General features: G+C 75.3%; 21 protein-coding genes. 13 read left to right on the top strand and 8 right to left on the bottom strand.

Going from position 1 to position 23,130, the window contains the following annotated elements; genetic code table 11:
- Nucleotides 1-11 precede the first annotated feature (11 nt).
- Genes recC through recD form a run of 3 tightly spaced genes read left to right on the top strand, consistent with a single transcriptional unit; the run spans nt 12 to nt 8,868 of the window.
- Nucleotides 12-3,377, top strand: a complete 3,366-nt coding sequence (gene recC, locus AD017_RS23580; RefSeq protein ID WP_060576574.1) for an exodeoxyribonuclease V subunit gamma — start codon at nt 12-14, stop codon at nt 3,375-3,377.
- Nucleotides 3,374-6,856 carry a UvrD-helicase domain-containing protein gene (locus AD017_RS23575; protein ID WP_227012563.1) on the top strand — a complete coding sequence of 1,161 codons (3,483 nt, stop codon included), beginning with the start codon at nt 3,374-3,376 and terminating at the stop codon, nt 6,854-6,856. Before recC ends, AD017_RS23575 begins: the two co-directional genes overlap by 4 nt.
- Nucleotides 6,853-8,868, top strand: coding sequence for an exodeoxyribonuclease V subunit alpha (recD, locus tag AD017_RS23570; protein WP_060575589.1), 2,016 nt, complete (start codon nt 6,853-6,855; stop codon nt 8,866-8,868). The genes AD017_RS23575 and recD overlap by 4 nt, the downstream gene beginning before the upstream one ends.
- A gap of 13 nt (nt 8,869-8,881) precedes the next feature.
- On the opposite strand, the gene AD017_RS23565 is transcribed toward recD, so the two are convergent.
- Complete coding sequence (locus AD017_RS23565; protein ID WP_060575588.1) at nt 8,882-9,805, bottom strand: DedA family protein; 924 nt, start codon at nt 9,803-9,805, stop codon at nt 8,882-8,884.
- 224 nt (nt 9,806-10,029) lie between these two features.
- Here AD017_RS23565 and AD017_RS23560 point away from each other — a divergent pair, with 224 nt between their 5' ends.
- The 3 genes from AD017_RS23560 to AD017_RS23550 all read left to right on the top strand — a co-directional run bounded on the left by AD017_RS23560 (nt 10,030) and on the right by AD017_RS23550 (nt 11,783).
- Nucleotides 10,030-10,617, top strand: coding sequence for a GNAT family N-acetyltransferase (locus AD017_RS23560; RefSeq protein ID WP_202796389.1), 588 nt, complete (start codon nt 10,030-10,032; stop codon nt 10,615-10,617).
- The gene (locus tag AD017_RS23555; protein ID WP_010231864.1) at nt 10,614-11,087 is read left to right on the top strand and encodes an NUDIX domain-containing protein; all 474 of its coding nucleotides are present in this window, start codon (nt 10,614-10,616) and stop codon (nt 11,085-11,087) included. The genes AD017_RS23560 and AD017_RS23555 overlap by 4 nt, the downstream gene beginning before the upstream one ends.
- 183 nt (nt 11,088-11,270) lie before the next feature.
- Nucleotides 11,271-11,783 carry a 2'-5' RNA ligase family protein gene (locus AD017_RS23550; RefSeq protein WP_168172288.1) on the top strand — a complete coding sequence of 171 codons (513 nt, stop codon included), beginning with the start codon at nt 11,271-11,273 and terminating at the stop codon, nt 11,781-11,783.
- Here the strand turns inward: AD017_RS23550 and AD017_RS23545 are convergent.
- The 3 genes from AD017_RS23545 to AD017_RS23535 form a co-directional block, all read right to left on the bottom strand.
- Complete coding sequence (locus AD017_RS23545) at nt 11,759-12,997, bottom strand: MAB_1171c family putative transporter (protein ID WP_060575586.1); 1,239 nt, start codon at nt 12,995-12,997, stop codon at nt 11,759-11,761. The two genes, AD017_RS23550 and AD017_RS23545, sit on opposite strands and share 25 nt — an antisense overlap.
- 5 nt (nt 12,998-13,002) lie before the next feature.
- Nucleotides 13,003-13,527, bottom strand: coding sequence for a hypothetical protein (locus tag AD017_RS23540; RefSeq protein WP_060575585.1), 525 nt, complete (start codon nt 13,525-13,527; stop codon nt 13,003-13,005).
- A gap of 83 nt (nt 13,528-13,610) precedes the next feature.
- A complete protein-coding gene (locus AD017_RS23535; RefSeq protein WP_060575584.1) occupies nt 13,611-14,093 on the bottom strand; it encodes a helix-turn-helix domain-containing protein in 483 nt (160 codons plus the stop codon).
- A 294-nt stretch (nt 14,094-14,387) separates the two neighbouring features.
- Between AD017_RS23535 and AD017_RS23530 the strand changes: the two genes are divergently transcribed.
- The 4 genes from AD017_RS23530 to AD017_RS23515 are packed head-to-tail and all read left to right on the top strand — an operon-like array spanning nt 14,388 to nt 16,492.
- On the top strand, nt 14,388-14,642 hold the full coding sequence (locus AD017_RS23530; RefSeq protein WP_010229207.1) for a Rho termination factor N-terminal domain-containing protein: 255 nt from the start codon (nt 14,388-14,390) through the stop codon (nt 14,640-14,642).
- Between the two features lie 20 nt (nt 14,643-14,662).
- Complete coding sequence (locus tag AD017_RS23525) at nt 14,663-15,436, top strand: 5-formyltetrahydrofolate cyclo-ligase (protein ID WP_060575583.1); 774 nt, start codon at nt 14,663-14,665, stop codon at nt 15,434-15,436.
- Complete coding sequence (locus AD017_RS23520; protein WP_060575582.1) at nt 15,433-15,948, top strand: O-acetyl-ADP-ribose deacetylase; 516 nt, start codon at nt 15,433-15,435, stop codon at nt 15,946-15,948. The genes AD017_RS23525 and AD017_RS23520 overlap by 4 nt, the downstream gene beginning before the upstream one ends.
- Nucleotides 15,949-15,982: 34 nt before the next feature.
- Complete coding sequence (locus tag AD017_RS23515) at nt 15,983-16,492, top strand: gamma carbonic anhydrase family protein (RefSeq protein ID WP_060575581.1); 510 nt, start codon at nt 15,983-15,985, stop codon at nt 16,490-16,492.
- Between the two features lie 16 nt (nt 16,493-16,508).
- Here the strand turns inward: AD017_RS23515 and AD017_RS23510 are convergent, their stop codons facing one another.
- The 3 genes from AD017_RS23510 to AD017_RS23500 all read right to left on the bottom strand — a co-directional run bounded on the left by AD017_RS23510 (nt 16,509) and on the right by AD017_RS23500 (nt 19,993).
- Complete coding sequence (locus AD017_RS23510) at nt 16,509-17,804, bottom strand: acyl-CoA dehydrogenase family protein (RefSeq protein ID WP_060575580.1); 1,296 nt, start codon at nt 17,802-17,804, stop codon at nt 16,509-16,511.
- Nucleotides 17,804-18,568 carry an SDR family NAD(P)-dependent oxidoreductase gene (locus AD017_RS23505; RefSeq protein ID WP_010229190.1) on the bottom strand — a complete coding sequence of 255 codons (765 nt, stop codon included), beginning with the start codon at nt 18,566-18,568 and terminating at the stop codon, nt 17,804-17,806. The genes AD017_RS23510 and AD017_RS23505 overlap by 1 nt, the downstream gene beginning before the upstream one ends.
- 120 nt (nt 18,569-18,688) lie before the next feature.
- A complete protein-coding gene (locus AD017_RS23500) occupies nt 18,689-19,993 on the bottom strand; it encodes a CdaR family transcriptional regulator (RefSeq protein ID WP_060575579.1) in 1,305 nt (434 codons plus the stop codon).
- A 117-nt stretch (nt 19,994-20,110) separates the two neighbouring features.
- Here AD017_RS23500 and AD017_RS23495 point away from each other — a divergent pair, with 117 nt between their 5' ends.
- The 3 genes from AD017_RS23495 (at nt 20,111) to AD017_RS23485 (ending at nt 22,321) form a co-directional block, all read left to right on the top strand.
- Nucleotides 20,111-21,202: an LLM class flavin-dependent oxidoreductase gene (locus tag AD017_RS23495; protein ID WP_060575578.1), complete on the top strand. Its 1,092-nt coding sequence runs from the start codon at nt 20,111-20,113 to the stop codon at nt 21,200-21,202.
- A gap of 98 nt (nt 21,203-21,300) precedes the next feature.
- Nucleotides 21,301-21,909: a TetR/AcrR family transcriptional regulator gene (locus AD017_RS23490; RefSeq protein WP_010233322.1), complete on the top strand. Its 609-nt coding sequence runs from the start codon at nt 21,301-21,303 to the stop codon at nt 21,907-21,909.
- A 4-nt stretch (nt 21,910-21,913) separates the two neighbouring features.
- On the top strand, nt 21,914-22,321 hold the full coding sequence (locus AD017_RS23485) for a nuclear transport factor 2 family protein (RefSeq protein WP_010233325.1): 408 nt from the start codon (nt 21,914-21,916) through the stop codon (nt 22,319-22,321).
- A gap of 62 nt (nt 22,322-22,383) precedes the next feature.
- On the opposite strand, the gene AD017_RS23480 is transcribed toward AD017_RS23485, so the two are convergent.
- Complete coding sequence (locus AD017_RS23480; RefSeq protein ID WP_227012562.1) at nt 22,384-23,130, bottom strand: SDR family NAD(P)-dependent oxidoreductase; 747 nt, start codon at nt 23,128-23,130, stop codon at nt 22,384-22,386.

Below are 23,130 nucleotides of genomic sequence, written 5' to 3'. Positions count from 1 at the left end.
CCGTGCCGTCCGTGCTGGAACTCCACCGGGCCGAGCGTGCGGACACCCTCGTCGACGCGCTCGCCGCCGTGCTCGCGGAGGGTTCCGGCGACCCGTTCGCCGCCGAGTTCGTCGCCGTCCCGGAGCGCGGTGTGGAGCGCTGGCTGGCCCAGAAGCTCTCGCACCGGCTCGGGGCCGGGTCCGGCTCCGGCGGTGTCTGCGCCAACGTGCGGTTCCCGTCGCCCGCGCAGCTGCTCGGCGAGATCGTCACGCACGTCGCCGGGGTCGACGCGGAGACCGACCCGTGGGCGCCCGGCCGGGCGGTCTGGCCGCTGCTGGAGATCGTCGACGAGGCCGCCCGGTCCGGTGACGACCGTTTCACCGGCCTCGCCGCCCACCTCGACCGCGGCGGTCACGGCCGCCGCTACGCGCTCGCCCGCTCGCTCGCCGGGCTGTTCGGCTCCTACGCGACCCACCGGCCCGGGCTGCTGCGCGGCTGGCGCTCGGGCGACGACGGGGTGCCCGCCGACCTCGGCTGGCAGCCGGAGCTGTGGCGGCGCCTGCGGGCCCGGCTCGACGTACCCGGCCCCGCCGAGCGGCTCGACGCCGCCGTCGCCGCGCTGCGGTCCGGCGCCTCCCCCGGCGACGATGTGCCGCAGCGGCTCTCGCTGTTCGGGCCGACCCGGCTCGCCGCCGAGCACCTCGCCGTCCTGGGGGCGCTCGCGGAGCACCGCGACGTGCACCTCTGGCTGCCGCACCCCTCCCCCGTCATGTGGGACGCGGTGCGCGCGGCCCGCCCGGAGGCCCCGCCGGCCCGCACCGACGACGGCAGCGCCCGGCTGGTCGCGAACCCGCTGCTGCGCTCCCTCGGCCGCGACGTCCGTGAGCTGGCGCTGCGGCTGCCCGCCGCGGGCGCCGGGGTCACCGACACGCACCACCCGGCACCCGCGCCCACGGGGCCGCCGACACTCCTGCGCCGGTTGCAGGACGGGCTCCGCGACGACGCCACGCCCCCGGCGCCCGACGCGCGGCCGCTGCTCGACCCGGCCGACCGCAGCGTCGTGCTGCACTCGTGCCACGGCCCGGACCGGCAGGTCGAGGTCCTGCGCGAGGCGCTGCTCGGGCTCCTCGCGGGCGACGACACCCTCGAGCCGCGCGACATCGTGGTGATGTGCCCGGACATCGAAGTGTTCGCACCGCTGATCACCGCGTCGTTCGGGCTGGCGCCCGACGGCTCCGGCACCGACGGCCCGGGCCCCTCCCGCGACGAGCTGCACCCCGGTCACCTGCTCCGGGTCCGGCTGGCGGACCGGGCGCTGCGGCAGGCGAACCCGCTGCTCGGCACGGTGTCGACGCTGCTGGAGCTCGCCGGGTCCCGGCTCACCGCCTCCCAGGTGCTCGACCTCGTCTCCACCGGCCCGGTGCGGCGCCGCTTCCGGCTCGACGACGACGCGCTGGAGCGCCTGTCCGAGCTGGTCACCGCCGCCGGGATCCGGTGGGGCCTCGACGCCGCGCACCGCACCCCCTACCGGCTCGACGGCGTCGAGCAGAACACCTGGCGGTCCGGGCTGGACCGGCTGCTCGTGGGCGTCGCGATGGCCGAGACACCGGGGGCGCCGGCGTGGCTGGGCACCGCGCTGCCGCTCGACGAGATCGACTCGTCCGACGTGGACCTCGTGGGCAGGCTCGCCGAGATCGTCGACCGTCTGGGCACCGTCGTCGACGGTCTGCGCGGGCCGCAGCCGCTGTCGGCGTGGGTCGCCGCGCTGGAGGAGGGCCTCGCCGCCCTGACCGACACCCCGCCGTCGGAGGCGTGGCAGGCCACGCAGGCCCGCGCCGAGCTCGCCGACGTGCTGCACACGGCCGGGCCCCAGTCGGGCACCGTCGATCTCGACCTGCCCGACGTCCGCGGCCTGCTCGCCGAACGGCTGCGCGGGCGGCCGAGCCGGGCGAACTTCCGCACCGGCACGCTGACGGTGGCCACGCTGGTGCCGATGCGGGCGGTCCCGCACCGGGTCGTCTGCCTGCTGGGCTGCGACGACGGTGTGTTCCCCCGGGCCGGCACCCCGGACGGAGACGACGTGCTCGCCCGCGATCCCGTCGTCGGCGAGCGGGACCCGCGCGGCGAGGACCGGCAGCTGCTGCTCGACGCGATCGGCTCGGCGACCGACCACCTGGTCGTCGTCAGCTCCGGTGCGGACGAGCGGACCGGTGTGGAGCGGCCGCCGTCGGTGCCGATCGGGGAGCTGTGCGACGCGATCGACGCCACCGTCACCACCGGCACCGGGCAGCACGCGTCGGAGGCGCTGCGTGCCCGGCACCCGCTGCAGCCCCACGACCGGCGCAACTTCACCGCCGGGTCGCTCCTCGCGTCCGGGCCGTTCAGCTTCGACCGTGCCGCGCTCCGCGGCGCGGAGGCCGCGGACGGACCGCGGGCAGCGGTGCCGCTGTTCCCGCCCGATCCGCTGCCCGAGCCCGACGCCGAGGAGTCCGTCGACCTCGACGACCTCGTCGCCTTCGTCGAGCACCCGGTCCGGGCGTACCTGCGCCAGCGGGTCCGCGTGCTGCCGCCCGGGGAGAACGCCGAGCCCGACGACGCGCTGCCGGTCGAGCTCGACGGGCTCGCCACCTGGAAGATCGGCGACCGGCTGCTCGCCGACCGGCTCGCCGGAGCCCCGCCGCAGGCCGTCGCCCGGGCGGAGACGCTGCGCGGCGACCTGCCCCCGGGCGGCATCGGGCACCGCGTGCTGACCGACGTCGGCGGCCGGGTGGAGCCGCTGGTCTCCCTCGCCGCCGCCGTCCGGACCGGCGAGGCGGCCTCGCAGGACCTGGTGGCACCGCTGGGCGGAACCCCGCTGGACGGGATCACCGTCACCGGCACCGTGCCCGGTCTGCACGGCGACGTCGTGGTGCGGGTCGAGTACTCGCGGCTGAAGGCCAAGCACCGGCTGCGGGCGTGGGTGCAGCTGCTCGCCCTGACCGCCGCGCACCCGGACCGACCGTGGACGGCGGTGACGATCGGCCGCGGCACCGGCGGCGCCGCCCGCTCCACCCTCGGACCGGTGCCCCCGGATCGAGCCCGGTCCGTGCTCGCCGACCTGGTCGCGCTGCGGCGTGAGGGGCTGCGCGAGCCGCTGCCGCTGCCGACCGACGCCGCGGCCGTCTACGCCCGCAACCGTTCCCGCGGCGTGGTCCCGCCGAACGCGCTCGCCGCGGCCGACTCCGAGTGGTCCCGGTTCGAGCGCGACGACGCCGCGCACGTGTTCGTCCGCGGCTCCGGTGCACCGCTGCTCACCCGCGAGGAGCCCGGGAGCGGCGCCGAGCCGACCCGCTTCGGTTCGCTCGCCGCCCGGTTGTGGGCGCCGCTGCTCGACCACGAGAGGCAGGACGCACCGTGAGCACGACCGCGGTCCTCTCCGCACCGACCTTCGCCGTGGACGGTCCGCTGCCGTCCGGCACCGTCATGCTGGAGGCGAGTGCCGGGACCGGCAAGACCTACACGATCGCCGCGCTGGCCACCCGCTACGTCGCCGAGGGTGTCGCCGGGCTGGACCGGCTGATGCTGGTGACCTTCGGCCGGGACGCGACCCAGGAGCTGCGCGAACGGGTCCGGGAGCGGCTCGTCGGCACCGAGCGGGCGCTCGCCGCGGTGCTCGCCGGCGCCGAGCCGCCGTCCCGGGAGTCCGACCCGGTGGTCGCGCACCTCGCCGACGCCGGGCCGGAGGAGATCGGGCTCCGGCGGGCCCGGCTGGCGGAGGCGTCGGCGTCGTTCGACGCCGCGACGATCGCCACCACCCACCAGTTCTGCCGGCAGATGCTGGCCGGACTCGGGGTCGCCGGTGACAACGACCCGGACGCGGAGTTCGTCGAGCACGTCGACGACGTCGTGACCGAGGTCGTCGACGACTTCTACGTGCGCAAGTACGCGAACCCGCAGGCCGGGAAGCCGGCCTTCACCCGGGCCGAGGCACTGGCGCTGGCCCGCCGCGCGGTCGCCGACCCGCAGGCCGAGCTCGAGCCGCGCGACGCCGACCCCCGCTCGGTGGCCGCGACCCGGCACGGGTTCGCCACGGCCGTCCGCCGGGAGGTCGACGCCCGCAAGCGCCGGCTGCGCATCTACAGCTACGACGACATGCTCTCCCGGCTGGCCGAGGCGTTGCGCGACCCGCTGCGCGGGCCGGCCGCGCGCGAGCGGCTGCGGTCCCGCTTCTCGGTGGTGCTGGTCGACGAGTTCCAGGACACCGACCCGCTGCAGTGGGAGATCCTCTCGCTCGCCTTCCACGGCGCCCCGGCCACGACGCTCGTGCTGATCGGCGACCCGAAACAGGCGATCTACGCCTTCCGCGGCGCCGACGTGCACAGCTACCTGCGCGCCGCCGACGCCGCGACCGACCGGCGGACGCTGGCGACGAACCGGCGCAGCGACGCCGCCCTGCTCACCGCGCTGGAGAGGGTCTTCGACGGGGCGGCGCTCGGCGACTCCGAGATCGTGGTGCACCCCGTCGACGCCCACCACACCGCGCGGCGGCTCACCGCCCGGCGCGACGCCCCGCTCCGACTGCGCGCCGTCGACCGGGACCGGCTCGACCTCACCGGCCGCAAGCTCGGCCGCGCACCCGCGGCCCGGCGGGTCGTGGCCCGCGACGTCGCCGTCGACCTGTCCGAGCTGCTCGACGGCTCCGCCACCTGGGACGGTGAGGCCCTGCGCCCGGGCCAGGTCGCGGTGCTCGTGCGCACCAACGCTCAGGGCCTGCTGGTGCGCGACGCCTGCGCCGAGGCCGGGGTGCCCGCGGTACTGACCGGCAGCACCAGCGTGTTCACCACGCCGGTCGCCCAGGACTGGCTGACCCTGCTGGAGGCGGTCGAGCAGCCGCAGCGGTCGATGCGGCTGCGCGCAGCGGCGCTGACCCGCTTCGTCGGGCACACGGTCGCCGATCTCTGCGGGCCCGAGGCCGACCGGCTCGTCGACCGCCTCGGCGCCGACCTGCGCGCGTGGCACCAGGTGCTCGCCGAGCGGGGGGTCGCCGCGCTGCAGGAGGCGGTGTTCGCCCGCTACGCCCCGGCGCAGCGGCTGCTGTCGCGCCCCGACGGCGAACGCGACCTCACCGACCTCCGGCACGTCGGTCAGGTGCTGCACTCGGTCGCGCTGGAGCGTCACCTCGGCCCGACCGCGCTCACCGAGTGGTTGCGGCACCGCATCGGTGAGGCCGCACGCGACACCTCCGCCGAGCGCAGCCGTCGGCTCGAGTCCGACGCCGACGCCGTCCAGATCGTCACGGTGCACCGGTCGAAGGGGCTCGAGTTCCCCGTCGTGTACCTGCCGTTCGCCTGGGACCGCTGGGTCAACGACACCCCGGACCCGCTGCTCTACCACGACGTCCCGGGCGGCGCCGGTGGCGACGCGCGCCGGCTGCTCGACGTCGGCGGGACCTCCGGGCCCGACCGCGCGCACCGCACCGCGCTGCACCTGGCCGAGGAGGCCGGGGAGGACCTGCGGCTGCTCTACGTCGCGCTGACCCGGGCCTGCAGCCAGGTCGTCGCGTGGTGGGTGCCGTCGACGACGACCGCGTCGTCGTCGCTGCACCGGATGCTGGCCGGGAACCGCGGCCCGGGCACCGGGCCCGAGACGGCCGCCGCCGTCCCCGGTGACGCGAACGCGGTGCAGTACCTGCGGGAACGGCTCGCCGGCAGCGACGCGGTCGTCGAGACCCTGCACGACCGGGACCCGGTGCGGCTCCCGGCCGAAGCGGACGGGGTGCGGCTCGCCGCGGCCGGGTTCGGCCGCACCCTGGACACCGCCTGGCGGCGGACCTCGTACACCGCGCTCACCGCGGCCGCCCACGCCGCGCACCACCCGCTCGACGACACCGCCGAGGCCGACGCGGGGCCGGCCGCCACGCCGGGGGTGCTCACCGAGCCCGAGGACGAGGGCCTGAGCGACGAGCCCGCCGCGGACGGCGGCACCGGTCCCGCCGGGGCCGCGACCGGCGGTGCCACCTCGACGGTGGATCCCGCGAGCGTCCCCTCCCCCATGGCGGACCTGCCGATGGGCGCCGGGTTCGGCACCCTGGTGCACGCCGTCCTCGAGCACCTCGACACGACCGTCGCCGCCGGCGGCGACGACGCGTTGCGGGCCGAGCTCGTCGCGCACGTCACCGCCGAGCTGCGGCGCCAGCCCGCCGACGTCGATCCCGAGGAGCTCGCCGACGCCCTGGTCCCCGTGCTGCGGACCCCGCTCGGGCCGCTGGCGGGCGGCCGGGCGCTGGCCGACGTCGCACCGGCCGATCGGCTGTCCGAGCTGGACTTCGAGCTGCCGCTGTGCGGTGGCGACGTGCCGTCGGGCCGGCTCACCCTGGCCGGGCTGGCCGCCGTCGTCGGGCGGCACCTCGGCCCCGGCGACCTGCTGCACGGCTACGCCGACCGGCTCGGCTCCCCCGAGCTGGCCGGGCAGAACCTGCGCGGCTACCTCACCGGCAGCATCGACTCCGTGCTGCGGGTCGACGGGCGCTTCCTCGTCGTCGACTACAAGACCAACTGGCTCGGCCCGCCGTCGGTCTCCGGGCCCCGGGAGCCGCTCACCGCCGCGCACTACACCGAGCCCCGGCTCGCCGCCGCGATGGCCGACGCCCACTACCCGCTGCAGGCGCTGCTCTACGCCGTCGCACTGCACCGCTACCTGCGCTGGCGGCTCCCGGGGTACGACCCGGAGGAGCACCTGGGCGGGGTCGGTTACCTGTTCCTGCGCGGGATGTGCGGCCCGGCCACACCGGTCACCGGTACCGGCCCGCTCGCGGCGCCGTGCGGGGTGTTCGCGTGGCGCCCACCCTCCGCGCTGGTGACCGAGCTGTCCGAGCTGCTCGACGGAGGCGTCCGATGACCGTCCCCACGAGCCCCGCCACCACGACGACCGCCGCCGCACCGGAGCGCGACCCGTTCGGCCCGCGGGCCGCGCGCACCGCGTCGGGGGTCCTCGCCGAGTTCAACGTCGCGGACGTCCTCGCGCCCGGCGACCTGCACGTGGCCCGCCGGCTGACGCGGCTCGGCGGCCGCGGCGACCCGACCGGTGTGGCCGACGGCGCCGCCGCCGAACCCGTGCCGGTGCTGCTGGCCGCTGCGCTCGCGGTGCGGGCCATCCGCAACGGCTCGGTCTGCGTGGACCTCTCGGCGGCCGCGACGTCGACCGCGAGCGAGGGGGAGATCGCCGTCGACGTGTCCGGCCTGCCGTGGCCGGAACCGGCGGCGTGGCGCGCCGAGCTGGCGGCGAGCCCCCTGGTCGCCGACGGCGCGGACGCGCCCGCGGACCGTCCGCTGCGGCTGCTCGGCGACCTGCTGTACCTGGAGCGGTACTGGCAGGAGGAGGAGCTGGTGCGGCGCGAGTTCGCCGCGCGCTCCGGGCCGGTCACCGAGGTCGTGCCGGAGCGGCTGTGCGCCGCCCTGGACCGGTTGCTCGGCCGTCCCGGTGCCGAGCGCCAGCGGCTCGCCGCCGCCGTCGCCGCGCTGCGCCCGGTCACGGTGATCGCCGGCGGGCCCGGCACGGGCAAGACGACGACGGTCGCCCGGCTGCTCGCCGTCCTGCACGACCTGCACGGCGGGAGCACGCAGGGCCGTCCCGGCCTGCGGGTCGCGCTGGCCGCGCCCACCGGCAAGGCGGCCGCCCGGCTGACCCAGTCGGTGACCGAGGCCGCGGGTGAGCTGTCGGAGGACGATCGCAAGGCGATCACGGGCACGACGGCGTCGACCCTGCACCGGCTCCTGGGCTCGCGCGGGAGCTCCGGGCGGTTCCGCCACCACCGCGGGAACCGGCTGCCGCACGACGTCGTCGTGGTCGACGAGACCTCGATGGTGTCGCTGACGATGATGGCCCGGCTCCTGGAGGCCGTGCGGCCGGACGCCCGCCTGGTGCTGGTCGGCGACCCCGAGCAGCTCGCCTCGGTGGAGGCGGGTGCCGTGCTCGGCGACCTCGCCGCCGCAGGCGGCCGGCCCGAGCCCGCCCTGCAGGAGGCGTTGGAGCGGTGCGGTGCGTTCCGCGCCGACCGCCCGATCCCGGCGGCCACCGCGGAGCCGGACGCCGGCCCCGGGGAACCGGGCGAGCCGGTCGTCGTGCGCAACGGTGTGGTGGAGTTGCAGCGCAACTGGCGGTTCGGCGGACTGATCGCGGACTTCGCCGCCGCCGTGCAGGCCGGCGACGGCGACGCCGCGGCGGCGCTGCTGAGCCGGGACTCCGGAGAGCTGACCTTCGTCGACGCCGACCCGGCCGAGGTCCCGGCGGCCGCGCTGGACCCGCTGCGTTCCGAGGTGGTCGGCTCGGCGACCGGGCTGATCGACGCCGCCGACGGCGGGGACGTCGACCGGGCGCTGGAGGTCCTCGACGAGCACCGCGTGCTGTGCGGGCACCGGCGCGGGCCCTACGGCGTCGCCCGGTGGACCACGGAGATCGAGCGCTGGATCTCCACCGCGCGCCCCGGCTACGACGCCGAGGCCCCCTGGTACCCGGGCCGGCCCCTGCTCGTCACCACCAACGACTACGACCTGGGGTTGTTCAACGGCGACACCGGCGTCGTCGTCCGGACCCCGGAGGGCCGCCGTGCCGTGTTCCCCACCGACGGGCGGCCGCAGGAGTTCGAACCGGCCCGGCTGGGCGGCGTCGGGACCGTCTACGCGATGACGGTGCACCGCAGCCAGGGCAGCCAGTTCGACCGGATCACCGTCGTGCTGCCGCCCGGGGACTCGCCACTCATGACCCGCGAGCTGCTCTACACCGCCGTGACCCGGGCCCGGCGGCACGTGCGGATCATCGGCACGGAGGCCGCGGTGCGGGCCGCGATCGCGCGCCCGGCGGGACGCGCCAGCGGTCTGAGGAACCGGCTGGGCGCCACGGACGGCGCGTGACGCCCCGCCGGGATCACTCCGCGGTGCCGGTCGTGGTCGTCGACGCGGACGCCGTCGCGGCCTCGCGCTCGGCCCGGGCCTTCCGGTCCCGGCGGACCGAGCCGACCGTCACGACGGCGACCAGGCCGAGGGTGACGTAGAGGGCGTACTCGTCGATCATGAGTACGACGTCGACCGCGTGCTGCCCGAGCCCGAACCCGAGTCCGGCGACCAGACCGGTCATCAGGGCCGCGCCGAGGGCGTCGAACAGCAGGAACGTCGCCAGCCGCATCCGGCCGAGCCCGGCGAGCGCGAAGACCGCCGGTGCGGGGACGCCGGGGATCGTCGACAGCACGACGACCAGCCCCAGCGCCCACCGGGGCCAGGACCGGACCTTGCTCACGAACCGCTGTGCCGCCTCGCCCGGGGCGAACAGCTCGACCACCTTGGGACCCCACCGGCGGCCCGCCAGCCAGAACAGCCAGTCGAACTTGATCATGCCGACGATCCCGGCGACGACCACCAGCCACAGCGACGCCTCGCCGATCCGCGCGAACGCCGCACCGGCGCCGATCGCGGACAGGCTGCCGGTGACGAAGCTCAGACCGATCGGGTGCGACGCCAGCAGGAACGGCCGCAGCGGCATCGTCAGCGCCATGAACGCGATGATCCCGAGCGTGGAGAAGACGAGGAACTTGTCGCCACGGGTCATCGGGTGGTCCCACGGCATGGCGTCCCGCCAGGCCTTCTTGGCCTCGGCGAGCTCCTCGGGGGTGTAGTCGCTGTTGCGCCACCGGAACCGCTTCTTCTGCGTCCCGGCCGGAGCCCCGGTGCCCGCCGCCGCCGTGCCCGGCCCGGAAGCCTCCGGCCCGGCGGCGTCCGGCCCGGGACCGCCCGGCGCGGGCCCCTCCGGCCGTCCGTCCGGTGTGTCCGTCCCCCGCGCGTCCGCCTCGGACATCTCTCCCCCTCCCGTGGCGGGCCTGCGCACCACCACGCTCCAGAGGCTAGGACGTCGGCGCTCGCCCGGTCGTCGTCGGCGGGGACGAGATCACCGGACCGTGCGTCTCGTCCCGGCGGAGGAGCCGGGAGGTCCCGGTGTAGGGAAGTCCCGGCGGAGGAGCCGGAACCCGTGCCGAGGAAACCCGCTCCCGGCCCGCTGCCGCCCTCGCTACCGTCCGGGTGGTGTCCGCCGCCGAGCACGACCTCCCGGACGGCCCTCCCGGGTTCCGTCCGCTCACCCCCGCCGATCTCCCGATGCTGCGCGGCTGGCTGGCCGAGCCGCACGTGCACCGCTGGTGGTTCCACGACACGTCGCCGGAGGCCGTCGAACGGGACTTCGGCCCGGCGATGCGCGGTGAGGAGCCGTCCGAGGACCTCGTCGTCGTGGTCGGCGGTGCACCGGTGGGCCTGCTGCAACGCTGCCTGTGGCACGACTACCCGGAGTACGTCGAGGAGATCGCGCCGATCCTGGAGATCCCGCCCGGCGCCGCGACGATCGACTACCTGATCGGCGAGCCCGGGCTCGTCGGCCGCGGGCTCGGGCCGCGCATCCTCGTCGCGGCCGTCGCGGGGGTGTGGGAGCGCTACCCGGAGGCGCGCGCGATCATCGTCCCCGTGGTGGCGACGAACCGGGCGTCCTGGCGGGCGCTGGAGAAGGCGGGTTTCCGGCGGGTCGCCGAGGGCGACCTCGCTCCCGACAACCCGATCGACCCGCCGCGGAGTCTGGTCCTGCGCGTCGACCGTCCCGAGGAGTCGCCGTGCCACCCGTGACCAGCGCCGGGATCCTGTTGCACCGCAGGGGCCCGGACGGCGTCGAGGTACTGCTCGGGCACATGGGCGGCCCGTTCTGGGCCCGGAAGGACGCGCACGCCTGGTCGGTCCCGAAGGGCGAGCACGGCCCGGAGGAGTCCCCGCTCGACGCCGCCCGCCGCGAGTTCACCGAGGAGATCGGCGCCCCTCCCCCGGACGGCGAGCCCGTCGACCTGGGCACGGTGCGCCAGTCCCGCAAGACCGTCGCCGCCTTCGCGCTCGACGGCAGCGGGTTCACCGGCGCCGAGGCCGTCGCCGGCCGCCCCGACGACGGCACCTGGGTCGAGATCGAGTGGCCGCCCCGGTCCGGGCGCACGGTCCGGTTCCCCGAGCTCGACCGGGCCGGGTGGTTCGACCTCGCCACGGCACGCGAGAAGATCGTCAAGGGCCAGCTGCCGTTCCTCGACCGCGTCACCGCCCTGCTGGGCTGAACGTCGGACCCGATCGTCCGCGACCCTCGCCTCCCGGCGCTCACCGTCCGTACACTCGCAGTCGCTCCGGCCATCCCCCGGACGGAGCAGGTGCCGGATCCCCGCGCGCCCACCCCCCGGGTGCGGGGATCCGGACACCGTCACGGGCCGGGCGCGTCGGCCCGCCGATGCCACAATGCGACCGTGCCCCAGCCAGGACAGACCGCGGTCCTCCTCCTGGTGGCCGAGCTCGACCCGGTGCTCGCCGTGATCGCCGGCCGCAGACCGGACGCCGTCCGGCCCGGGATCCCCGCCCACCTCACGCTGCTCTACCCGTTCCTGCCCACCACCGAGGTGACCGAGGGCGTCGTCGACCGGTGCCGCGCGCTCTCTGCGGGTACGGGCCGGCTCACCTGCCGCTTCACCCGCACCCACGTCGGACCCACGATGATCTCGACCGCTCCGGAGCCCGCCGGTCCGGTCGCGGCGCTGGCCACGGCGCTGCGTGCACAGTGGCCGGACCACCCGCCCTACGGCGGCCGTTTCGGCCCCGACCCGGAACCGCACGTCACCCTCGCGCTGGGACCGGTCGAGGACCCCGGCGGGATCTCCGGCCCTGCCGACACCCTGCTTCCGATCGAGGCCCACCTGGACACCGCGGTGCTGGTCGAGCTGACCGGCGACGGCTGGCGTCAGCGCGCGACGTTCCCGCTCTGATCCGCGGGCGGCGCGAGATCGCCCCGGGCGAACGCCGCGGACACCCGCGCCAGCCGCCGGGCCTCGGCGCGGGGATCGTCCGCGGCCGGCTCCCCGGGCTCGCCGGGCCCGGGTCCGCCCGCCGGACCTGCTCCGGGCACCGACCCTGCCTCGCGGTACCGCGCCAGTGCCACCGCGAGGTCCGCGGCCTCGACCGCGTCGTCCGCCCGCTCGCCCCGGAGACCGGCGGCGGCGGCCCGGCGCCGGTGCTCGGCGGTGTCGGCCGCGGTGCGGTAGGGCTGGAGCAGCAGCGCCCCGTCGCGCAGCTCGACCGTGCGCCGGTAGAGCCGCAGCGACGCGTCGTGGTGGGGGACGCTGCCGGCGACCGCACCCGGCGAGGTCAGCGCGATCTGCGGGAGCGCCTCGTACATGGCACGCCACAGTGGGCGCAGAGCGCGGGCGAGCCGGAGATCGGTGACCCACCGGCGCAGCTCGGCGGGCGCGTCCAGCAGGAACGGCACCCCCAGGCCGAGGACGATGAGCGCCACCGACAGCGCGGGGAAGCCGACGGCCAACGAGCAGTGCAGGTTCTCGAACTGGCCGGCACACCACCGCTCGGCCCCGTCCGGCCCCGCTCCGGCGTAGGCACCGACCGCGGTCGTCACCCGCGACACGGCGTAGGCGAGACCGACCACGCACCCGGCAGCGAGGACGACCATGCTCAGCCGCAGCCGCCGTCGCGTCCGGCCGACCGCCCGTACCGCCAGGAGGAGCATCCGGACGAGGTTGAACCCGAGATAGAGCGCGTAGACGACGACGTAGACGGTGAGTGCGAGGTCGTCCCGGTAGGAGAACAGGGCGACCGGTCCCTGGGGCGGTCGGCCCAGCGCGAACGTCACGACCAGCACGGTCAGGACGACGACCAGCAGACCGGCGCGGCGCCGCCTGCCCCCGGGCGTCCCGCCGGTGCCGTGCAGGTAGCCGAGCATCTCGGAGAACGCGAACGCCGCGATCAGCGTGCACGCGTTCGACGACAGCCGCCCCGCACCCGGGACGACCGCGCTCAGCAGCTCCTGGGTCACGGGCGCGATCAGCACGAGGGCGCACCCCAGTGCTGCGAGCGCCGGCAGCACCGGCGTGGCCCCCGCCCCGCGCCGCGCCCGCCAGGAGCGCTGTCGCAGCACGGCGGTGCCGAAGCAGAGCAGGGCGACGCCGAGGAAGACGAGACTGACCATCGCCGTCAGCCGAAGAGGTCGGCGATGCGCCGGTAGAGACCGGACTCGTCACCGCCGACCCGGCCGTCGACCAGCTCGGCGGACGGCGTCTCCGCGGCGAGCCGGATCAGGGTGCCCACCATCTCCGCCTCCTGCTCGTCGTCCGTGCCGTAGGTCGAGCGGGCGAGCATGTGCTCGGCCAGCAGGGCCCGCTCGGGGGAGACGAGACCGCCGACCGACCCGAGGTCGAGAGCGCAGGCGCCCCGGTGCTCGCACACCATGTGCCCGATCTCGTGCAGGACGATGTGCGTCTGGTGGACGGTGCTGGTGTTCTCCGGGTAGACGATGACGTCGGCGTCGTCGCGGCGCAGCCACAGCCCGCACGGTCCACCCGAGATCCGGGTGGCGTGCAGGTCGATCGGCCGCTCCCGGTGGCGCTCGATCCGGTCCAGCAGCTCGTCCAGGTCGAACGGACGCGGGATGCCGCCGATGTCGCGGTCGAGCCGGTGTACGAGGGCGGCGCAGCGACGGTGCAGCGTCGAGTAGCGCACGGTCCTCCCCCCTGCCTGCCGTGCGGCGAGTCGCGTGCAGTGCGGGCCGTGGCCCGGAACCTCCCCGGTCGGGAGGAATGGTCTCATCCGGACGGTCCGTCGGCACCGCGACGACGGCGGCGGCCGGTGGAACCGCTGCGCTGCTGCAGGTCGCCCATCTCCTGGATGATCCGCGCCAGCGACCGGCGGTACTCCGGGTCGAGATCGAGTGCGCGCATGGCGATGTCCTTGACCCCCTGGTCGCGGATCGCCTGCAGCAGCGCGATCTCCTCGTCGATCTCGGCGGCCACCCCGTCGTTGAACAGGTAGGCGAGCGTCACGCCGTAGAACCCGACGATCGCCTCGAGCTTCTGCAGCGACGGGTTGGGGCGCCTGCCGGTCTCGAGCTGGTGCAGGTAGGCCGGGGAGATCGGCTCGCCCCGCAGCCGGATGCCCTCCGAGACCTCCTCGAGCGTGTAGGGCCCGCGGTCAGCCGGGTGCACGGTCGTCCGCAGCCGCGCCAGGCGCTCCCCGAGCGTCGGTGCGGCCGGGTGGTCGGCGCCGTCCGGCTCCCCGGGTCCGGTCACGCGGTCCTCCCTCGATCGGCGGTTCCGGGATGTGCCCGGAACGGAGTTGACATTCACCCTACAACGCCAGCATATTCATGTGCACAGAAATTCGCTGGCAATCGACCGCTGCGGACCGGACCCGGTGACGGGTGAGCAGGGGGGGCCCCGGCCGCGAGCCGGGCCCGCACACCGGGCCCGGTCCGGGGCGGTCGAACGTCCCTGCAAGAACGCGGGAACCGGGCCGGCCGCCACCGGGGGGTGCGGTCGGCCCGGCCGCCGGTTGGGCTGCCACCCGCCGGGTACCCCTCCGGCATGCCCGACAGCATCAAGGACGACGAGATGTACGAGCGCCTCCGCGAGGAGGGCAACTCGAAGGAGAAGTCCGCCCGGATCGCCAACGCGGCCGCCGCCGAGGGGCGGGACGAGATCGGCGCGCGCGGCGGCGGGTCCGGCGACTACGAGGACATGACCGTCGACCAGCTCTACGAGCGTGCCCAGCGGGTCGGTGTCGAGGGCCGGTCCGACATGAGCAAGGACGAGCTGATCCGGGCGCTGCGCGAGCACTGAGCCGTGGCAGAGTCGCCGGCATGAGCCGCCGCCACGACCACGACGCCGGGGGCGACCCGGAGACGCTCGAGCGCAAGGCGGCCCTGCGCGACGAGGTCTGGACCGCGCTCACCGAGCAGAAGGCGTCGCGGTTCCCCGGCGCCCGCAACCGGATCTCGAACTTCGTGGGCGCCGAGGCCGCGGCCCGGCGGCTGCGGGAGCTGGACGTCTGGCGGGCGGCCCGCACGGTCAAGTCCAACCCGGACTCCGCGCAGCTGCCGGTGCGGCAGTACGCCCTGGAGGACGGCAAGACGGTGTACATGGCCGTCCCGCGGCTCGCCGAGGACGATCCGTTCTTCCTGCTCGATCCCGACCACCTCGCGGACCCGCCGCGCCGCGCGGTGTCGATCACGAACGCCACCCGCTCGGCCCGCCGGGTCGCCGTCGACGAGCTGGAACCCGTGGATCTCGTGGTGACCGGCTGCGTCGCCGTCGGCGCCGACGGTGCCCGGCTCGGGAAGGGCGGCGGTTTCGCCGACCTGGAGTTCGCGCTCGCCCGCGAGGCCGGGCTCGTCTCCGACGACACCCTGGTCGTCACGACCGTGCACGAGCTGCAGCTGCGCGATGCGGGCGTCGTCCCGTGGGCCTCGCACGACGCCCCGGTCGACCTGGTCGTCACCCCGGACCGTGTGATCGACTGCCGGGAGCACCGGCGCACCCGGCCGGACGGCGGCATCGTCTGGGAGTCCCTGACCGACGAGAAGATCGACGCCATCCCGCTGCTGGGACGGCTCCGGACGGAGGCGGGCCGATGAGCCCCGAGATCGTGACCGAGCGCGGGGACATCACCGAGACCGTGGTGGACGCCGTGGTCAACGCGGCCAACTCGTCGCTGCTCGGCGGCGGCGGGGTCGACGGCGCCATCCACCGCCGTGGCGGCCCGGCGATCCTCGCCGAGTGCCGCAGGCTGCGCGCCGACACCTGGCCCGACGGCCTGCCGACCGGCCGCGCCGTCGCCACCACCGCGGGCGACCTCCCGGCACGATGGGTGATCCACACCGTCGGGCCGGTGTACGCGACGTCCGAGGACCGCTCCCACCTGCTCGCGAGCGCCTACCGCGAGTCGCTGCGGGTCGCCGACGAGCTCGGCGCCGGCACCGTCGCGTTTCCCGCGGTGTCGGCCGGCGTCTACGGCTGGCCGATCGACGACGCCGCACGGATCGCGGTCGCCACCGCGCGGGACACCCCGACCTCGGTCCGGCAGGTGCGCTTCGTCCTGTTCGGCGACGACGTGCTGCAGGCCTTCCGGGTCGCCGCCGGTACCTGAGAACCCCGTCCCCGACCCCACCCGGAGAGCTCCCGTGATCCAGATCGACGGCCACTCCCCCGATGTCCACCCCGACGCCTGGGTGGCCCCCGGCGCCGTCCTCGCCGGCGACGTGACGGTCGGCGCGGAGTCCGGCGTCTGGTACACCACCGTCGTCCGGGCCGACGTCGCCCCGATCCGCATCGGCACCCGGTCCAACCTGCAGGACGGCTGCGTCGTCCACGCCGATCCCGGCTTCCCCGCGACGATCGGCGACGGCGTCACCGTCGGCCACCGCGCGGTCGTCCACGGCTGCACGGTCGGCGACGACGTGCTGGTCGGGATGGGCGCGGTCCTCATGAACGGCGTCGAGGTCGGCGCCGGGTCGCTGATCGCGGCCGGGGCGGTGCTCACCCAAGGCACGGTCGTGCCGCCCGGGTCGCTGGTCGCGGGGGTGCCGGGGAAGGTGCGCCGCGAGCTGACCGAGCAGGAGCGGGACTCGATCCCGCTGTCGGCGGCCGCCTACGTCCACCTGCTCGGCCTGCACCGCGACGCCACCCGCTAGCGGCCCCGGGCGCACCTCACGCGTTCGCGACCTCGTGCTCGAGCCGGGCGGCGACGTGCGCCCGGGCCGCCTCGGTGCGGGTCGGCAGGTGCCCCGAGCCGAACAGCGGCTCCCCCGGCTCGACGTCACGGAGCAGCCCGCGGGCGAGCGTCCGGCGGTGCACCTCGGTCGGGCCGTCGGCGATCGCCATGACCTGGGCGTCGACCATCATCGCGGCGAACGGCATCTCGTTGGAGATGCCGAGCGCACCGTGCAGGTGCATCGCGCGCTGCACGACGTCGTGGTAGACCCGCGGCATCGCCACCTTCACCGCGGCGATGTCCGCGCGGACCGCCCGGTAGTCCTGGTGCCGGTCGATCAGCCACGCCGTGCGCAGCAGCAGGAGCCGGAACTGCTCCAGGTCGATCCAGCTCTCCGCGACCGCGTCCTGGGTGGACGGCAGGTCGGCGAGCCGCCCGTGCCGGGTGGTACGGGAGACCGCCCGTTCCCGCATCAGGTCGAACGCCCGCCGCATCTGGGCGATCGTGCGCATCCCGTGGTGGATGCGCCCGCCGCCGAGCCGGGTCTGGGCGATCGCGAACGCGCGCCCGCGTTCCCCGAGCAGGTGATCCGCCGGGACGCGCACGCCCGAGTAGCGCAGGTAGGCGTGGCTGGAGTGCTCGGGTGACTCGGTGCCGACGCCCGCGTCCCGCACGATCTCCAGGCCCGGGGTCTCCCGCGGCACGATGAGCATCGACATCGAGTCGTGCGGTGCGGCGTCCGGGTCGGTCACCGCCATCACGATCACGAACGCGGCGTGCCGGGCGTTCGAGGAGAACCACTTCTCGCCGTCGATCACCCAGTCGTCGCCGTCGCGGACGGCGCGTGTGGTGAACAGCGTCGGGTCGGCCCCGGCGTGCGGCTCGGTCATCGAGTAGCAGGACGAGATCTCGCCGTCGAGGAGCGGCTGCAGGTAGCGCTCCTTCTGCGCGGGCGTGCCGAACCGGGCGAGGATCTCGGCGTTGCCCGAGTCCGGCGCCTGGCAGCCGAAGACCGTCGGCGCCCACCGGGACCGGCCGAGCAGCTCGTTGAGCAGCGCCAGCCGGACCTGGCCGTAGCCCTGCCCGCCGAGCTCGGGGCCCAGGTGGGCGGCCCAGAGCCCGCGCTCACGGACCTGTTGCTGCAGCGGGCGCACCAGTCGTCGTGCCGTGGCGTCGGTCTTGTCGTAGGGGTCGCCCAGGACGAGGTCGAGCGGCTCGATCTCGTCGCGCACGAAGGCGTCGACCCAGTCGAGCGTCGCCTGGTAGTCGGGGTCGGTCGAGAAGTCCCACATCAGAAGTTACCCTTGGCCGCCCAGCCGCCGTCCACCGGGAACGTGATGCCGGTCTGGAAGGAGCCCTCGCGGAACAGGTACGCCACCATCGCGGCGATCTCGTCCGGGCGGCCGAGCCTGCGCACGAGGTGGGCGTCGGCGTTCGCCGCGCGCATCTCGTCGGTGATCCCGGCCAGGATCGGGGTGTCGATCGTCCCCGGTGCGATGGCGTTGACCAGCACGCCCTGGTCGGCGTACTCGAACGCGGCCTGCTGGGTCAGGCCGACCACCCCGCCCTTGGCTGCGGAGTACGAGGCCAGGTTCGGTAGCCCGCGCAGCGCCGCCATGGAGGCGATGTTGACGATCCGGCCCCCACCGGCGTCGACCATCGCGGGGATCACCGCCCGCATCCCGAGCCAGACGCCCTTGAGGTCGGTGTCGATCACGACGTCCCAAGCGTCCTCGGTGAGCCCGACGACGGTGTCCGGGCTGAGCAGGTTCACCACGCCCGCGACGTTGGCGAGCAGGTCGATCCGGCCGTGCTCGGCGACCAGCCCGGCGACCGCGCCCTCCCAGTCCGCGGCCCGGCGCACGTCCAGCTCCACCGCGACCGCCCGGCCGCCCTCCTTCTCCGCGAGCGCCACGGTCCCGGCGCAGTCCTGGATGTCGGCGCAGGCGACGACCGCGCCCTCGGCGGCGAGCCGCAGCGCCGTGGCGCGGCCGATGCCCTGTGCCGCGCCGGTCACGATCGCGACCCGGTCCTGCAGCGTGTCCTCGACGGTCATGGCGGTGTCCTCCGGTGGGTGCGGGGCGATGGGGCGGATGGGCCGGGCCGGGACACTAGGAACGGCGCCGGGTGCGGACAACGGGACGCGGATGCGGGCGTTGTCGAGGTCTCCAGCGGCTCACGGGACGCCGAGGCCCGCGGTGGCCAGGCCGTCGACCTGGAACGCCAGCTGGGCGGCGAGCAACGCGTCGAAGCGACGGGTGTCCAGGCCGGTGAGGTGCTCGATCCGGCCCAGCCGGTACCGCACGGTGTTCTCGTGCACGCCGAGCTCCTTGGCGGCCGCCCGGACCTGCGCCCCGGCGGCCAGGTAGCGGCGCAGCGTCTCGACGAGGTCGCCGCCGGAGGACTCGTCGTTGCGCCGCAGGGGGCCCAGGTACTGCTCGGCGAAGCGGACCGCGACCCCGGCCCGGTCCGCGTTGACGACCAGGCGCAGGGTGCTGAGCTCGGTCACCGCGACGACGTCCGCGGCGCCGCCGAGCGCGCCGGCGATCCCGTCGACCTCGCGGGTCTCGGCCAGGGCAGCCGGGAAGCCGCCGATCTCGCGGACCGCGCCGGACACGACGACCCGCCGGACCCATGTCGCCGCCGCGACGGCGTCGAGCCCCTCGCGCAGGCTCCGGTGCAGCGACCGGAACTCGCCCGGCGACGGGTCGGGCGACAGCGCCACCAGCCCGACGACGGCGTCCGGCTCGACGAGCACCGGCGGCGCGGCCCCGAGCGCGGCCCCCGCCGCGGCGACGACGGCGTCGCGGCTCCCGGACGCGGACCGCCCGGGTGCCACCGGGAAGCGCAGCAGGACGTGGCCGGTGTCCAGGTCCAGCCCCACCTGCCCGGCGAGCCGGCGCAGGTCCGGCTCGGGCCGGGTGCCGCGGAGCAGGTCCGCGAGCACGTCGTCGCGGTTGCGGGCGATCGCCCGCTCGGTGCGGGCCTCGCCCGCGAGCCGGACAGAGAGGAGCGCGGCGGCCTGCTCGGCGACCTGCGCGTCGGACGGCCGCAGCGCCCGGCCGAGCTCACCGACGTCGAGATACCCGGCGACCGCGCCCTCCGCGACGAGCACCGCCAGCAGGTGCCGGCGGGCCGGGCCGTGCACCGGATCCGGCGGCAGCACCACCGACGGCCACCCGGGACCGAGCCGGGACACCCCCGGTGTCCCGAGCACCGAGGAGGGCAGGGCGGGCGGGGCGTCGAGCCGGAAGGCGGCGGGCGCCGCCCAGGTGCGCACCCGCAGATCGGGGCGCCGCAGCGTCACGGGGAGACCGAGCAGGCCGGACACCCGGTCGACGAGCCGCTCGTCGTCCACACCGGACAGCACCGCCGCCGACAACCCGGCGAGCAGCCGGGGGAGCGGATCGGACGGTTCGGGGACGAGGACCGGACCGGGCCTGCGGACGGGCGGCGGCCCGGTCCCGAGAGGGGTTGCCATGGTCCCCGTCACCTCCGTCGCTGCCTTGACCCGCTGTGATCCACCGCACTACCATCGCAGCCCTAACGTTCGTTAGGCAACCCCGTCCCGAGACCCCTTCGAGAGAGGCGAACCGCCATGGATGTCGGTGTCCTGCTTGTCTTCCAGAACTGGCACGAGGACCTCAGCGACGCGGAGATGTTCCGCCAGGAGACGGAGCTCGGAGTACTCGCCGAGGAGCTCGGCTTCGACTCCGTGTGGGCGGCCGAGCACCACTTCGACGACTACTCGATGTGCCCGGACAACCTGCAGCTGATGACCTACCTGGCCGCCCGGACGAGCCGGATCAAGCTGGGCACCGGGGCGGTGATCCTGCCGTGGAACGACCCGCTGCGGGTCGTCGAGAAGGTCACGATGCTCGACATCCTCTCCGGTGGCCGGGCGATCTTCGGTATGGGCCGGGGCCTGGCGAAGATGGAGTACGAGGGCTTCCGCCAGGACATGAACGAGTCCCGCGGCCGGTTCGACGAGGCGGCACCGCTGATCCTGGCCGGGCTGCGGAACGGCTACGTCGAGAACGACGGCCCGTTCTACCGCCAGCCCCGGGTCGACGTCCGCCCCGCACCCGAGGCGGGCCGGGACTGGTCGGACCGGCTGTACGGCGTCGCGATGTCCCCGGACTCGGTGCCCGCGGTGGCCAAGGTCGGCGCCCGGATGATGACCTTCATGCAGTACCCGGCCGAGCAGCACGTCCCGGCCATCGAGCGCTACCGCGAGTGCTACCGCAGCGAGCACGGCACCGAGCCGGGCCCGGTGCTCACCCAGGACTTCATCTACTGCCACGAGGACCCGAAGGTCGCCGAGCGGACCGCCCGCGAGTACCTGTCGCGCTACTTCCTGTCGGTGGTCAAGCACTACGACTTCGCCGGGAAGCACTGGCGGGAGACCAAGGGCTACGAGGCCTACCAGGTGGGTGCCGACATGATCCGCGAGGCCGGGATGGAGGCCGCCGCCTCGGGCTACGCCGACACCCAGATCTGGGGCACCCCCGAGCAGATCGTCGAGAAGTACCGCCGCCGGGTCGAGCTGTTCGGCGACCACCAGCCGAACGTGGCGCCGTCGTTCGCCGGGTTGCCCTTCGACAAGGTGCGGGCCAGCCTGAGGCTCTTCGGCGAGAAGGTGGTCCCGGAGCTGCAGAAGATGGGCGTGACGACCGCGGTCCCGGCCTGAGGAGTGCGACGGGGTACGCGGGACCGGCAGGCCGTGCACCGGCACGTCCGCCGTCCCGGTGCCCGGTGGAGGTGGGGGCGATGACAGGGTCTCCGGTCATGGACGCCGATCGGGGTGCGCACCGCGGGCCCGCCCGGCACGGGAGCCGCAAGGCCGAGATCGTGGCCCTGGCCAGCCGGATGTTCCGCGAGCACGGCTACCACGGCGTGGGCATGCGCGCGCTCGCCGACGCCGCCGGGATGCAGGCGGCGTCGCTCTACCACCACTTCCGCAACAAGGAGGAGCTGCTGCTCCACGCGATCTACGTCGTCGACCGCGACATGATCGTCGAGCAGATGCCGCTCCTCGACGGCGCCGGCGGCCACGGCGAGCGACTGGCCCGGCTGGTGCGGGCGCACGTCCTGCACATCGGCGCCAACCGCGACGCCTGGTGGGTCGCCGGCCGGGAGCTCCGCGCCCTGTCGCCGGAGCACCTGGAGGCCGTCCAGTCCTACCGCCGTGACTACCAGCGCAGGATCGCCCGGCATCTCGCCGAGGGCGTCGAGGCGGGCGAGTTCCACTGCCCGGACCCCCGGCTGGCGACCCTGGCCCTGCTCGACCTGATCAACGGACCCAACGAGTGGTTCGACCCGTCCGGCCGGCTGCCGATCGAGGAGATCGCGGAGCGGTACGCGGACATGGTCGTCCGCCAGCTGTCGAAGAGGTGAGTTCGTGAGCACTCCCGAAGAGCGCAACAAGCAGACCGTCACCGAGTTCATGGAGGTGTTCACCAGCGGCGACGTCGACGGCATCCTGTCCCGGATGACCGACGACGCGACCTGGTGGGTCGCGGGGACCATCCCCGGCATCTCCGGGACCAAGGACAGGGCCGGGTTCAAGGACATGGTGTCCGGGATCGCCGAGTCCACGACCAGCGGGGCGATCCGGCTGACGCCGCTGGCCTTCACCGCCGAGGGCGACCGGGTCGCGGTGGAGACCGAGTCCTACACCGAGCTGCGCAACGGCCGCGTCTACAACAACCTGTACCACTTCCTGTTCACCGTGCGGGACGGGAAGATCTCGTCGGTGAAGGAGTACCTGGACACCGAGCACACGACCGCGGTGTTCGTCACCCCCTGACCCCACGACGACGGTGCCCCGCAGCTGCGCGCTGCGGGGCACCGTCGTGCGGGGGGGCGGGATCAGTCGCGGCCGGACCGCCGGGTGCGCGGCGCGCCGAACGAGGCCAGCAGGCCGCCGTCGACGGCGACCGTCGAGCCCGTCATGTAGCTCGCGCCCGCCACCATCCAGACGACGTCGGCGATCTCCTCCGGCCGTCCCGGCCGTCCCATCGGGATGCCGTCCACGACGGTCCGGCGGGACCCCTCCGGGATCCCGGCCGTCATGTCGGTGTCCACGAACCCCGGGACGACCAGGTTGACCCGCACGCCGTACGGCGCCAGCTCGATCGCGAGCGTGCTGGTCAGACCGGACAGGCCCGCCTTCGCCGACCCGTACGCGGCGTCGCCGGGATAGCCGCGGAGCCCGACGACCGCCCCGATGTTGACCACGCAGCCGCCGTCGGAGAGCAGCCGGCGGGTGGCCCGCGCGACCCGGAACGCCCCGGTCAGGTTGGTGGTCAGCACCTCGTCCCACGCCTCGTCGCCGAGCCGGTCGATCCGGCCCCCGCGGTGCACCCCCGCCGCCTGCACGACGACGTCGACCGCACCCGAGACCTCCTCGACGGCGGCGACGGCCCGTTCGACCGAGCCGGCGTCGGCGACGTCGACGGGGACGCCCACCACCCGGTCCCGGACCGCCACCGGCCAGTCGCCGGGATCGACCGTGCGGGCCAGCACGTGGACGGTGTCGCCCTCGCCGAGCGCGCGGTCGACGACGGCGCGGCCGATCCCGCGGGTACCGCCGGTGACCACCCAGATCCGTCCCAC

Source organism: Pseudonocardia sp. EC080619-01 (genome assembly GCF_001420995.1).
Classification (GTDB): Bacteria; Actinomycetota; Actinomycetes; order Mycobacteriales; family Pseudonocardiaceae; genus Pseudonocardia.
Note: the sequence above shows the minus strand (reverse complement) of the source record. Positions and strands in the feature narration are given on the sequence as shown.

Coding starts and splice junctions, on each gene's coding strand:
- recD (WP_060575589.1), top strand. CDS start 6,853: ATGACCGTCCCCACGAGCCCCGCCACCACGACGACCGCCGCCGCACCG.
- AD017_RS23565 (WP_060575588.1), bottom strand. CDS start 9,805: ATGTCCGAGGCGGACGCGCGGGGGACGGACACACCGGACGGACGGCCG.
- AD017_RS23545 (WP_060575586.1), bottom strand. CDS start 12,997: ATGGTCAGTCTCGTCTTCCTCGGCGTCGCCCTGCTCTGCTTCGGCACC.
- AD017_RS23530 (WP_010229207.1), top strand. CDS start 14,388: ATGCCCGACAGCATCAAGGACGACGAGATGTACGAGCGCCTCCGCGAG.
- AD017_RS23525 (WP_060575583.1), top strand. CDS start 14,663: ATGAGCCGCCGCCACGACCACGACGCCGGGGGCGACCCGGAGACGCTC.
- AD017_RS23520 (WP_060575582.1), top strand. CDS start 15,433: ATGAGCCCCGAGATCGTGACCGAGCGCGGGGACATCACCGAGACCGTG.
- AD017_RS23510 (WP_060575580.1), bottom strand. CDS start 17,804: ATGTGGGACTTCTCGACCGACCCCGACTACCAGGCGACGCTCGACTGG.
- AD017_RS23505 (WP_010229190.1), bottom strand. CDS start 18,568: ATGACCGTCGAGGACACGCTGCAGGACCGGGTCGCGATCGTGACCGGC.
- AD017_RS23500 (WP_060575579.1), bottom strand. CDS start 19,993: ATGGCAACCCCTCTCGGGACCGGGCCGCCGCCCGTCCGCAGGCCCGGT.
- AD017_RS23495 (WP_060575578.1), top strand. CDS start 20,111: ATGGATGTCGGTGTCCTGCTTGTCTTCCAGAACTGGCACGAGGACCTC.
- AD017_RS23490 (WP_010233322.1), top strand. CDS start 21,301: ATGGACGCCGATCGGGGTGCGCACCGCGGGCCCGCCCGGCACGGGAGC.